Consider the following 10,917-nt stretch of genomic DNA (forward strand, 5'->3'; position numbering starts at 1 on the left):
GGCCCCCGTGAGAACCTTCCGCTCTCTTTGAGAGAATGGAATTCTCAGTGTCCACTGACGATCCGATCTCCACTGACGACCTGATGGAGATCCAGCAGCTGCTGGCCCGGTACGCGGTGTACATCACCCGGGGCGACCTGGACGGCGTGCTCGCGGTCTTCACCCCCGACGGGACCTACAGCGCCTTCGGCGACGCCTACGGCCTCGACGAGTTCCCGGCGCTGGTCGCGGCGGCACCCAAGGGGCTCTTCCTCACCGGGACCGCGATGGTCGTGCCGGGCGCGGACCGGGACTCCGCGTCCGGCACCCAGCCGCTGTGCTTCGTCGACCACGCCTCCCACGATCTGCGTATCGGCTACTACGACGACACCTACGTGCGGACCACCGACGGCTGGCGGCTGCGCACCCGCGCCATGACGTTCATCCGCCGCAGCGGCGCGCACGACTCGGGCCGCCCGCACGCCTACCGGCGCCCGGTGACATGAACGTCGCCGAGTTCCGGGCGGACCTGCGCCGCTGGCTCGACACGAACGACCTCTCCCCCGGCCTCGACGACTCGCTCGACGCGCAGGTCGCCCAGCTCGCCCGGGTCCGGCGCGCGCTGTACGGGGCGGGGTGGATGCGGTACGGCTGGCCCGCCGGGGTGAGGGGGCTCGGCGGTCCCGCCGTACTGCGCGCGGTGCTCGGCGAGGAGGTCGCCACCCGGGGCCTGGCCGAGCCCGGCATCTACTCCATGGTCGAGGTGCTGGCCCCGACGATGATCTCGTACGCCCGTCCTGAGCTGGCCGCCGAGATGGTCCCGCGGCTGCTCGGTGGCCGGGAGCAGTGGTGCCAGGGTTTCTCGGAGCCGGGTTCCGGCAGCGATCTCGCCTCGCTCACCACCAGGGCCGTCCCCCGGGACGACGGCGACTGGGTGGTGACCGGCCAGAAGGTGTGGACGAGCCTCGCCCAGTACGCCGCCCGCTGCGTACTGCTCACCCGGACGGCCCCCGGTCACGCGGGCATCACCGCCTTCTTCGTCGACATGGACACCCCGGGGATCACCGTCCGGCCGCTGCGCACGATGCACGGGGTGGACGAGTTCGCGGAGGTGTTCCTCGACGAGGTCGTCGTCCCCGGCGACCGGATGCTGGGCCGCCCGGGCGACGGCTGGCAGCTGGCGATGGACCTGCTCCCGCACGAGCGCTCGACGTGCTTCTGGCACCGGATCGCCCATCTCTACACGCGACTTGACCACCTGCTGGAGCAGACGCCCGCACCGGACTCCGCCCGGGACGACGACGCCCTCGGCGCCGCCTTCCTCGCCCTGCACACCGTCCGCTGCCGCTCCCACGCGACCCAACGACGCCTGGCGGAGGGCGGGCGCCTGGGCCCGGAGACCTCCGTCGACAAGATCCTGTTGGCCACGGCGGAACAACAACTCTTCGACACCGTACGGGACTTGCTGCCCGGCGTACTGGAGCTGACGGAGACGCCGTGGCGGTCGGAGTACCTGTACTCACGTGCGGCGACCATCTACGGCGGCACCGCCGAGATCCAACGGAACATCGTCGCGCGCCGGTTGCTGGACCTGGGGAGGGAGTAGCCGTGGACGCCACCGAACGGGACCTGCTGGCCGACACGCTCCGCAAGACGATGGCCACGGCGACGGGCCCGGCACTCGACTCGGCGCTCACCGAACTCGGCTGGGCCGACCTGCTGGCGGAGGCGCCCGAGGTCGCGGTCCCGCTCGTGTTCCGGCTGCTCGGCGAGACGGGTGCGCACGCCTCGCTGCTCAACGACGTGGTGCTGCACGAGGCGGGCCGGCCACTCGAGGGCGCGTTGCCGCTGCCGTACACGGGCGGTTCTTGGGTGGTGTGGGGGCGGGGCGTGGACGCTCCGCCGGGTGCCTCTCTCGACGGCGAACTGCCGTTGCTGATCAGCCCCGCCGGGGAGCCGGTTCCGCTCGGGGCGGGTCGGCGGGCGCTCGGCTGGTGGCTGCTGGGCACCGGGCGGGCGATGCTCGCGCTGGCCCGGACGCATGTGCTGGCCCGCACCCAGTTCGGCCGCCCCCTCGCCTCCTTCCAGGCGGTACGGCACCGGCTCGCGGAGACGCTCGTGGCGCTCGACGGCGCCGAGGCGACCCTCGCGGCAGCCGAGGACGACCTGGGCGCACTGCTGGCGAAGGCCGCGGCCGGACAGGCGGCGCTGACAGCGGCCCGGCACTGCCAGCAGGTCCTGGGCGGGATCGGCTTCACCGCCGAGCACGATCTGCACCAGCATGTCCGACGGGCGCTCGTCCTGGACGGGCTGCTGGGCAGCGCACGGGAGTTGACGCGGGAGGCGGGAGCGCTCGTACGGGAGGGGCGGTCGGCTCCCCGGCTGGTTCAGCTCTGACAGTCGTCCCCATCTCACCTTGGGAGCCCCCAGTGACGGAACTCTGGAGTGATCTGCTGGCCTGCCTCGAACTCCGCACCGCTGACGCGGACTTGACCTTCGAGGGCGCCAACCAGAGCCTCGGCTACCACCGGTTGTTCGGCGGACAGCTGCTCGCCCAGTTCGTGCGGGCGGCCTCGCTCGCCTGCCCCGACAAGCGGGTGAAGTCCGTGCACGCCCTGTTCGCCCGCGCCGGGCGGACCGACGAGCCCGTCCGGTACGAGGTGACGCGTCATCACGAGGGCGCCACCTTCGCGACGTTGGGAATCGTCGCCCGTCAGTCCCCCGGCGCCATGGCCACCGCCTCGGTGTCGCTGCACGCCCCCGAGGACGGCCCCGACCACCAGACGGCGTTCCGACTCCCCGCCGTACCGGGCGAGGAGCACTCCGTGGACCTGGATCTGCTCCCCTGGGAGACCCGCGCGGTCACCGACCTGGACACTCCGAAGGCGGAGTCACCCGAGTACGACCTCTGGATGCGGACCCCGGCCGTCGCGCCCGAACTGGCCCCGGCCCTCACAGCGTACGCCACCGATCTGAGCCTCATCGGCACCGCGCTGCGGCAGATCGAGGGGGTCGGTCAGCAGGACGCGAACAAGGTGTTCACCTCGGCCGTGACGGCACACACCGTGCGCTTCCACCGGCCCTTCCGGACCGACTCCTGGCTGCTCCTGCGCCAGCACAGCCCCCTTGTGGCACACGGCCGTTGCTACGGCCGAGGCGATGTCCTCACCGAAGAGGGCTCCCTGGTCGCCTCGTACGCCCAGGAAGCCCTGCTCCGGTTCAAGGACACGAAGAACTGACCGGACGTCAACTCACGGCGCGGGTACCTCGATCACCGTCGCCGAGCCCATGCCCCCGCCCGCGCACATCGCGGCGACACCGATTCCGCCGCCGCGTCGGCGCAGTTCGTGCACGAGGGTGACCAGCATGCGGGCGCCGGTGGCGGCGACCGGGTGGCCGAGCGAGCAGCCGCTGCCGTTCACGTTGACGCGGTCCGGGTCCAGGCCGAGTTGTTTGACGGCGGCCACTGGTACGACCGCGAAGGCCTCGTTGATCTCGTAGAGGTCGACGTCGGAGAGCGAAAGCCCGGCGCGTTTCAGGGCTTTGGGGATCGCGGTCACCGGGGCGAGGCCCATGTCGGCGGGTTCGACGCCGACGGACGCCCACGCCCGGACCGTACCGAGCGCCGGAAGGCCGAGGCGGTCGCTGGCGATGACGAGGGCCGCCGCGCCGTCGTTCGCGCCGCCCGCGTTGCCTGCGGTGATGCTGAAGCCCTCGATCTCGGGGTGCAGCGGCTTGAGCGCGGCCAGCCGTTCCGCGCTCGTGGTCCGGCGCGGGTGCTCGTCGACGGCGAGCAGACCGTGCGGGGTGTCGATCGGGACGAGTTCGGCGGCGAAGCGGCCCTCGTCGATGGCGCGTACGGCGTTCCGGTGCGAGCGCAGCGCCCAGTCGTCCATCTCGGCGCGGCTGACGCCCGCCCGGACGGCCGTGTTCCAGCCGACGGTGATCGACATGTCGGTGTTGGGGGCGTCCGGCGTGGCAGGGTGCGTGGGCGACATCCAGGGTTCCCACTCCCCGTCGACCTTGGTCACCGAACGCGGCGCGGTGGAAGCCGAGTTGACGCCGCCGGCGATGACGAGTTCGTCCATGCCGGCCCGGATGCTCGCCGCCGCGCTCTGGACGGCGGCCTGTCCGGCGGCGCAGTGGCGGTTATGGGCGAGCCCGGGCACCCAGGTGAGGCCGGTGGTCACGGCGGCGTGCCGGGCGATGACCCCGCCGCCGTGCAGGCCCTCGCCGAGGACGATGTCGTCGATGAGGGCCGGGTTCACGCCGTCCGTGGCGGCTGCGGCGGCGACGATGTGGTGGGCGAGGTCGAAGGCCGTGGTGTCGCGCAGGGTGCCCTTGAAGGCGGTGCCGACGGGAGTGCGCAGGGCGGACACGATGACTGCTTCAGGCATGGCTGGTCTCCAGGTCGGCGAGCAGGGCGCGGCGCAGCAGCTTTCCGGTGTCGGTCCTCGGCAGTTCGGCGCGGAAGACGACGGTGTCGGGTGTTTTGGCGGAGCGCAGCCGCTCCCTGACCCAGGCGCGGATCTCGTCCGGGTCGCCCTCCCCGACCAGCACGGCGACGATCCGCTGCCCCCACTCGGGGTCGGGCAGCCCGATCACGGCCGCCTCGGCGATGCCGGGATGGGTGAGGAGTACGTCCTCGATCTCGGCCGGGGCGATGTTCTCGCCGCCCCGGATGATGGTGTCGTCGGCCCGCCCCTCGATGAACAGGTAACCGTCGGCGTCGAGGCGCCCCCGGTCCCGGGTGGCGAACCAGCCGTCGGCGTCGAGCGCGGCGGCGCGTCCGCCGTACTCGCCGGAGATCTGCTCCCCGCGCACGAACACCAGCCCGGTACAGCCGACTTGGACCGGCTCGCCGCTGTCCTCGCCACGGATCTGGATCTCGACGCCGGGCAGCGCGCGCCCCACCGACCCGAGCCGCTCGCGCACCGCCGGTTCGGCGGAGACGAGGGCCTCGCGGTGGTCGTCGGGGCCGAGCACGGCGATCGAGGACGCCGTCTCGGTGAGGCCGTACGCGTTCACGAACCCGGTGTCGGGGAAGGCCCGCAGCGCCCGCTCGACGACGGGTCGCGGGGTGCGGGCGCCGCCGTACGCGAGGCTGCGCAGGGTCGGTGCCTGGGCGGTGGCGCCTTCGGGGACCTCGGCGACGATCCGGGCGAGCATCGTCGGGACGACCAGCGCGTGGGTGACGCGTTCGCGGCGGACGGCGGCCAGCCAGTCGGAGGCGTCGAAGGCGGACTGGTAGACGATCCGGCGCCCGGAGTAGAGGTTCGTGAGCAGGTTCATCAGACCGGCCACGTGGTACGGGGGCACCGCGACGAGGGTCGCCGCGTCGGGCTCGGCCGAGCCGAACTCCTGGGTGTTGAACACGTAGGCGAGGAGGTGCCGGTGGCGCAGGAGGGCCGCCTTGGGCTCGGCCGTCGTACCGCTGGTGTAGAGCACGACAGCGACCGAGTCCTGGTCGCGCGGGGCCGGTTCGCCGTCCGAGTCACCGTCCGGTTCGCCGTCCGGCTCGTGTCCGGCTTCGAGGAGTACGTCGAGGTCGGCGGGGCGCAGCACCAGGGCGCCGGGATGGCGGTCGAGGAGCCGGGCCAACTGGTGTTCGCCGAGGCGGTAGTTGAGGGGAATGAAGGGGACTCCCGCCAGGGCCGCGCCGAACAGGGCGACGGGGTGGGCGAGGTGGTTGGCACCCAGGTACAGGACGGCCGACCGGCGCCGGAAGCGGTGTGCGGCGGCCCGGGCGCGGTCCAGCAACTCCGAGGCGGTCAGGGAACGGTCGTCCGCCGTCACCACCACCCGGTCTCCGGCCGAGACGGCCATCTCCAGAATCATGGATATCGTCATGAGAATGCTATTCTCATCTCACTAGAGCCCTGCTTGCAAGAGAGGAAAACCTTCATGCAGATCAGTGGCAGCTCGGCAGTCGTCGTCGGTGGGGCGGGAGGTCTGGGCGAGGCCACCGTCCGCCGGTTGCACGCGGCGGGGGCGAAGGTGGTCGTCGCCGACCTCGCCGACGAGAAGGGCAAGGCGCTGGAGCAGGAGCTGGGCGTGCGCTACGTCCGGACGGACGCCACCTCCGAGGAGGACGTCCTGGCGGCGCTGGCCGAGGCGGAGTCGGCGGGCCCGCTGCGGATCTCGGTGGACTGCCACGGCGGCCCGGCGAGCGGCGGCCGACTGATCGGCAAGGACGGCACACCGATCAGCCTGGAGGGCTTCCGGACGACCGTCGAGGTCTATCTGACCGGCGTCTTCAACGTGCTGCGTCTGGCCGCCGCCGCGATGGCCAAGCAGGAGCCGACGGAGGACGGCGGCCGGGGCGTCGTCGTCAACACGGCCTCGATCGCGGCGTACGAGGGCCAGATCGGCCAACTCCCTTACGCCGCCGCCAAGGGCGGGGTCGTCAGCATGACGCTGGTGGCCGCCCGCGACCTGTCCCCGCTGGGCATCCGGGTCGTCACCATCGCCCCCGGTACCTTCCTGACTCCCGCCTACGGCAAGGCCGGTGACCAGCTTGAGGCCTACTGGGGCCCGCAGGTCCCGCACCCCCGGCGGATGGGCCGCTCCCCCGAGTACGCGGCGCTGGTCGAGCACATCTGCGAGAACGACTATCTCAACGGCGAGGTCATCCGCCTCGACGGTGCGCTCAGGTTCCCGCCCAAGTGACTGGCGCGAGTGAGCCGTTGGAGGCGCCGGGGTCTGCGCGGTCGCTGAAGGGGAAGGTCGCGTTCGTCGCCGGGGCCAGCCGGGGCATCGGACGGACGGTGGCCGTCGCGCTGGCCGAGGCGGGCGCGTCGGTGGCGGTGGCCGCGCGGACCGAGGAGGCCGGCCGGCTGCCGGGGACGATCCACTCGGTGGCCGACGGGATCACGAAGGCGGGCGGACGGGCGCTCGCGGTGCCGTGCGACGTGAGCAGCGAGGAGTCGGTGGCGGCGGCCGTGGGAGCGGCCGTCGCCGAGTTCGGCGGGATCGACATCCTGGTCGCCAACGCCGGGGTGCTGTGGCTCGGCCCGGTCGAGTCCACCCCGCTCAAGCGCTGGCAGCTGTGCCTGGACGTCAATCTGACGGGCGTCTTCCTCGTCACCAAGGCCGTGATTCCGTACGTCCGTGAGCGCGGCGGCGGTTCGCTGGTGGCCGTGACGACCAGCGGGGTCGGGATGACCGACCGGGGCGCCAACGCGTACTGGGTGTCCAAGGCGGCCGTCGAGCGCCTCTACCTCGGGCTCGCCACCGATCTGCGGGCCGACAACATCGCCGTCAACTGCCTTGCCCCGTCCCGGATCGTACTGACGGAAGGGTGGCAGGCGGCGGGCGGTGGCCGCGAGATCCCGCCGGAGATGGTGGAGCCGCCGGAGGCGATGGGCCGGGCGGCGGTGCTGCTGGCTGGGCAGGACGCGGGCGGCATCACGGGGACCGTACAGCGCTCGGAGTCGGTCGGCTGAGAAGCGCATGCCGGTTGCCAACTGCCTCACAGGAAAGGTCAGTTGGCAACCGAGACTTCCGGTGTGCGCCCTGCCGCCCCACCTATGCCCGTACCGCCGCGCAAGCCCCGCCGTCGATCAGCAGGTCGACGCCCGTGACAAAGCTCGCCTCCGCCGACAGCAGGAAGGCCACCCCGGCGGCGACCTCCTCGGCGCGGCCCGGCCGACCGGCCGCGGACCCGCGTACGAGTGCGTCCATGACCGGCTGCTCCGCGGCCTCCTGCCTCCCCTGCGGAGTGTCGATGACGCCGGGCGAGACCGAACAGATCCGGGCGCCGAGCGGGCCGAGCCGGAGCGCCTCCCGGCGCACGAATCGGTGTACCCCGTACTTGGCCCAGCCGTAGGCGGTGCCGCTGTCCTCCACGGCTGGTCCCAGGGCGTCGCGGAGCCGGTCGAGGAAGCCGTCGTCGAGTGGATCGTCCAGGACGGCCGCGACGGTCGGGGCCGCTTCCAGGTTGCCCAGCAGCGGGGCCATCGAGGCGAAGCACACCAGCGCCGTGCCCTTCGTGGCCAGTGGGCGCAGCACCTCGGCGAGCAGCGCGGTGCCCACCAGGTCGACGGCGAAGATGCTCCGCCAGTCGGCCATCGTGGGCGAGATCCCGGCGGCGTGGGCGACGGCGCGCAGGGTGCCGAGTTCGGCGGTGCGGGCGGCGAGGCGGGCCAGGCCGTCCCGGTCGGTGATGTCCAGGACGAACGGTTCGACGACCGTGCCCCCGTCGGCAGCGGTCAGCTCTTTCGCCGCCGCCGTCACGGTCGTCTCGTCCCGGTCGACGAGCAGCAGCGTGTCCACCGTGCCGAGCATCCGCCGCGCGCACGCCAGTCCCATGCCGCGTCCGGCGCCGGTGGCGATCCCTACCGTGCTCATGCCTCGCTCCCTCCGCCCGCCCAGAACTTCTCCAGCATCGGCTGTGCCGACCGGTCCACGAGTTCGACGAGTACGCCGCCCGGTCCGCGCAGGAAGGCGAAGTCGGACCCGGTGGAGCCGATCCGGGACGCCTCGGCCGTGTAGCCGAGGGCGGCGAGTCCGGCGCTGTCCGTGGCGACGTCGTCGGACCAGTAGCCGACGTGATGGACACCCCCGCCGGGCCCCGCTTCCCAAAGCGTGCCGGGGATGCTCCGGAGGATCTCCAGCCGGGGCGAGGTCCGCGAGTAGACGCAGCTGAGCCGCACGACGGCCTCGCCGGTCGGCAGCGTCACGGTCACCGGGCCGCCGATCTCCGCGCACCACTCGTACCCGAAGGCCGCCGACAGCCCGGCCAGGGTCCCTTCGAAGTCCTCGGCGACGATCCCGAGGTGGAACTGGTCCTCACCCCTCATGACTCCCCCACCCCACCACCGTGCTCGCCCAGCCGGGGCGGCGGCCCGTAGTCGGGCTCGTGGCCCGCGATCCGTACGGGGCTGCGAACCAGCCGGTACTCCCCCGCCGTCACCACGGCCTCCGGTGTGGCGGCGAGCGCCTGCGGGAGGGTCCGTACGGCGGCGGCCGGTACGCCCAGGGGCCGCAGCCTCGCCTCCCAGCCGCCGGCGGTGTCGTCGGCGAGGGCCCGTGTGACGGCCTCCAGTACCTCTTCCCGCCGCGCCGCCCGCTCGGCCATCGTCGGAAACCCCTCTACGCCCGCCTCGGCCGCGAAGGACTTCCAGAAGCCGTCATGGGTGATGAACAGCGCCAAGTGGCCCTCGGCGGTGGGGAAGAGCTGCGCCGGTACGTAGTAGGAGTGCGCACCGAGCGGCAGGCGCCGTGGCTCGGTGCCCTCGTTGAGGTAGGCGGAGGCACGGTAGTTGAGCTGCGAGAGCATCACATCCCGCAGGGATACGTCGACTTGGCCGCCGCGCCCCGAGACGATCTGCGCGAGCAGTCCCAACGCCGCCGTGAGGCCGGTCGAGTTGTCGGCGGCGGAGTAGCCGGGCAGGGTCGGCGGGCCGTCGGGATCGCCGGTGAGCGCGGCGACTCCGGTGGCGGCCTGGACGACGTAGTCGAAGGCGGGTTCGTCGCCCGTTTCCAGCCCGAATCCGGTCAGGGCGACGCACACGAGCCGCTCGTTCCACTTCCGCAGTGCCTCGTAGGTCAGCCCCAGTCGATGGATCGCCGACGGTTTGAGGTTGACGAGCAACGCGTGGGCGTCGGCGGCGAGTTCACCGAGTCGGTCCTGTCCGGCCCCGGTCGTCAGGTCCAGGCAGACGCTGCGCTTGCCCCGGTTGAGGCTGGCGAAGTACGCGTCGCTGACCTGGCGCGAGATGTCCCCGCCGGGCGGCTCGATCTTCGTGACCTCGGCGCCGAGGTCGGCCAGCATCATCGTGGCGTAGGGGCCCGCCAGCATGTGGCCGACCTCCAGGACGCGGATGCCGTCAAGTGGCCCGCGACTCACCGGACTTGCACCGCCAGTGCCGAGAGCATCTCCCGCGTACGGCGCTTGGAGGCGATCAGTTCCTCCCTGCCCTCGCCGATCGGCAGCAGCCGTACGGAGAGGTCGGTGACCCCGGCGTCCGCGAAGCGGCGGAACCGGGCCAGGATCGCCGCCTCGTCGCCCGCCGCGCACAGGTCGCCGATGTCCTGGGCGTCGCCGTACTCCAGCAGGCGCTGGTAGTTGGGCGAGATCTCGGCCTCGCCGAGGATGCGGTTGGCGCGTTCGCGGGCCGCGTCGACCTCCGTCGGCCGGCACAGGCAGACCGGGATGCCCGCGACGATCCGGGGCGCCGGGCGGCCCGCGCCCTCGGCCGCCTTGGTGATGCGCGGGACGACGTGGTCGGCGACCGCTCGTTCGTCGGCCATCCAGAGGACGGTGCCGTCGGCGCGCTCGCCCGCGAGGGCCAGCATGACCGGGCCGAGTGCGGCGATCAGGACGGGCAGCGGGCCTACGGGGCCGAGGTCGAGCGGGTTGTGCACGGTGAAGGTGCCGTTCTCGACGTCGACCGGGCCGGGGCCGTGCAGCGCCGCGTCCAGGACGTCGAGGTAGTCGCGGGTGAACGCGGCCGGCTTCTCGTACGGCAGTCCGAGCATGTCCCGGACGATCCAGTGGTGCGAGGGTCCGACGCCCAGGGCAAGCCGTCCGCCGGTCGCGGCCTGCGCGGACAGCGCCTGGCGGGCGAGGGCGATCGGATGCTGGGCCTGCAGCGGTACGACCGCCGTCCCGATCTCGATCCGTTCCGTGCGCGCGCCCATCAGCGCCACGGCCGTCAACGCGTCGAAGTCCGTGGGTATTTGGGGTACCCACGCGGTGTCGAGGCCCGCCTGCTCGGCCCACGTCACGTCGTCGATCATCCGCGCGACCTTACGCGCGGAATCCCCACGCTCCGGCCCGATCATCACACCGACCCGCACAGTGCCTCCAGGTACGACTGGTATCGACAGGTATCGACAGGTGTCCAGCTACAGGTAGCTCCCAGGTGCTACGGAAAAACCCCCTACTCAGGTGCTACGACGTCGCCCACACCAGCGCCGTCCGCCGCGCGTGCC

12 protein-coding genes are annotated in these 10,917 nt (G+C 72.4%); 6 read left to right on the forward strand and 6 right to left on the reverse strand.

Annotated features, from left to right (window positions below; all coding sequences use genetic code 11):
• The first annotated feature begins 47 nt into the window (after positions 1-47).
• From CW359_RS02440 to CW359_RS02455, 4 genes are read left to right on the forward strand one after another with little or no spacing between them, the layout of a single operon-like run.
• A complete protein-coding gene (locus CW359_RS02440; protein WP_232838177.1) occupies positions 48-485 on the forward strand; it encodes a nuclear transport factor 2 family protein in 438 nt (145 codons plus the stop codon).
• Positions 482-1,585 carry an acyl-CoA dehydrogenase family protein gene (locus tag CW359_RS02445; RefSeq protein ID WP_105967987.1) on the forward strand — a complete coding sequence of 368 codons (1,104 nt, stop codon included), beginning with the start codon at positions 482-484 and terminating at the stop codon, positions 1,583-1,585. Before CW359_RS02440 ends, CW359_RS02445 begins: the two co-directional genes overlap by 4 nt.
• A 2-nt stretch (positions 1,586-1,587) precedes the next feature.
• A complete protein-coding gene (locus CW359_RS02450) occupies positions 1,588-2,376 on the forward strand; it encodes an acyl-CoA dehydrogenase family protein (RefSeq protein ID WP_105967988.1) in 789 nt (262 codons plus the stop codon).
• Between the two features lie 32 nt (positions 2,377-2,408).
• Positions 2,409-3,218: an acyl-CoA thioesterase gene (locus CW359_RS02455; protein WP_105967989.1), complete on the forward strand. Its 810-nt coding sequence runs from the start codon at positions 2,409-2,411 to the stop codon at positions 3,216-3,218.
• Positions 3,219-3,230: 12 nt separating this feature from the next.
• Here the strand turns inward: CW359_RS02455 and CW359_RS02460 are convergent, their stop codons facing one another.
• Both CW359_RS02460 and CW359_RS02465 read right to left on the reverse strand, forming a co-directional pair.
• Positions 3,231-4,376 (reverse strand): thiolase family protein, encoded by a 1,146-nt coding sequence (locus CW359_RS02460; protein WP_105967990.1) that lies wholly within the window; start codon positions 4,374-4,376, stop codon positions 3,231-3,233.
• The gene (locus CW359_RS02465) at positions 4,369-5,829 is read right to left on the reverse strand and encodes a class I adenylate-forming enzyme family protein (protein ID WP_232838178.1); all 1,461 of its coding nucleotides are present in this window, start codon (positions 5,827-5,829) and stop codon (positions 4,369-4,371) included. Before CW359_RS02465 ends, CW359_RS02460 begins: the two co-directional genes overlap by 8 nt.
• Positions 5,830-5,883: 54 nt before the next feature.
• On the opposite strand from CW359_RS02465, the gene CW359_RS02470 reads away from it, so the two are divergent.
• Both CW359_RS02470 and CW359_RS02475 read left to right on the forward strand, forming a co-directional pair.
• On the forward strand, positions 5,884-6,648 hold the full coding sequence (locus tag CW359_RS02470; protein WP_105967992.1) for an SDR family NAD(P)-dependent oxidoreductase: 765 nt from the start codon (positions 5,884-5,886) through the stop codon (positions 6,646-6,648).
• Positions 6,645-7,424, forward strand: coding sequence for an SDR family NAD(P)-dependent oxidoreductase (locus tag CW359_RS02475; protein ID WP_107503103.1), 780 nt, complete (start codon positions 6,645-6,647; stop codon positions 7,422-7,424). The genes CW359_RS02470 and CW359_RS02475 overlap by 4 nt, the downstream gene beginning before the upstream one ends.
• An 82-nt stretch (positions 7,425-7,506) precedes the next feature.
• Here the strand turns inward: CW359_RS02475 and CW359_RS02480 are convergent, their stop codons facing one another.
• From CW359_RS02480 to CW359_RS02495, 4 genes are read right to left on the reverse strand one after another with little or no spacing between them, the layout of a single operon-like run.
• A complete protein-coding gene (locus tag CW359_RS02480) occupies positions 7,507-8,328 on the reverse strand; it encodes an SDR family oxidoreductase (RefSeq protein WP_105967994.1) in 822 nt (273 codons plus the stop codon).
• Positions 8,325-8,780 carry a VOC family protein gene (locus CW359_RS02485; protein ID WP_105967995.1) on the reverse strand — a complete coding sequence of 152 codons (456 nt, stop codon included), beginning with the start codon at positions 8,778-8,780 and terminating at the stop codon, positions 8,325-8,327. The genes CW359_RS02480 and CW359_RS02485 overlap by 4 nt, the downstream gene beginning before the upstream one ends.
• Positions 8,777-9,829, reverse strand: a complete 1,053-nt coding sequence (locus CW359_RS02490; protein WP_105967996.1) for a CaiB/BaiF CoA transferase family protein — start codon at positions 9,827-9,829, stop codon at positions 8,777-8,779. The genes CW359_RS02485 and CW359_RS02490 overlap by 4 nt, the downstream gene beginning before the upstream one ends.
• The gene (locus tag CW359_RS02495; protein ID WP_269805579.1) at positions 9,826-10,767 is read right to left on the reverse strand and encodes an LLM class F420-dependent oxidoreductase; all 942 of its coding nucleotides are present in this window, start codon (positions 10,765-10,767) and stop codon (positions 9,826-9,828) included. Before CW359_RS02495 ends, CW359_RS02490 begins: the two co-directional genes overlap by 4 nt.
• Between the last annotated feature and the right edge of the window lie 150 nt (positions 10,768-10,917).

Origin of the sequence: Streptomyces geranii, assembly GCF_002954775.1 — a bacterium.
Classification (GTDB): Bacteria; Actinomycetota; Actinomycetes; order Streptomycetales; family Streptomycetaceae; genus Streptomyces; species Streptomyces geranii.